Annotated in this window: 1 protein-coding gene; it reads left to right on the plus strand. The window is 41.7% G+C overall.

All coding sequences use genetic code 11. The features are described from left to right. Window positions 1-391, plus strand: a 391-nt coding sequence (locus R0K30_RS21200; RefSeq protein ID WP_410612738.1) for a hypothetical protein, incomplete at both ends; no start/stop codon positions are given.

Below are 391 nucleotides of genomic sequence, written 5' to 3' on the forward strand. Positions count from 1 at the left end.
GACCCATATTTGGTGCATTTGCTTTATACCCCGGCTACTTTAAGCAAGAGGCTAATCCACAAAGTAACCCCTATGACGAAGCTATTCATGAAATAGGTATAGGTGCGTTTGCATTGTTGCCAAGTGCTGATGGAAAAAATGGTACTTATTGGCTTGCTGAGTTTTTACGTAAACAGTTGGGTGATGGGAATAGTAGCTATGTTAAGAACACTCAGGAGATGGAAGAGGGTTTATATGTTCAAGAAGCAGCCCGAATTCCATATGCAGGCATGAAGCAGATGCTATATCCTGATTTAGTTTTTACAGCTTCTTTAGGTGGGTTGGCAGGGAGAGATAAAAACTATTTTGAGCGCTTCGAAAATGGCTTGGCATCTTGGTATCACACCCCATT

Origin of the sequence: Bacillus sp. SIMBA_154, from assembly GCF_046536015.1 — a bacterium.
GTDB lineage: Bacteria > Bacillota > Bacilli > Bacillales > Bacillaceae > Bacillus > Bacillus pumilus_P.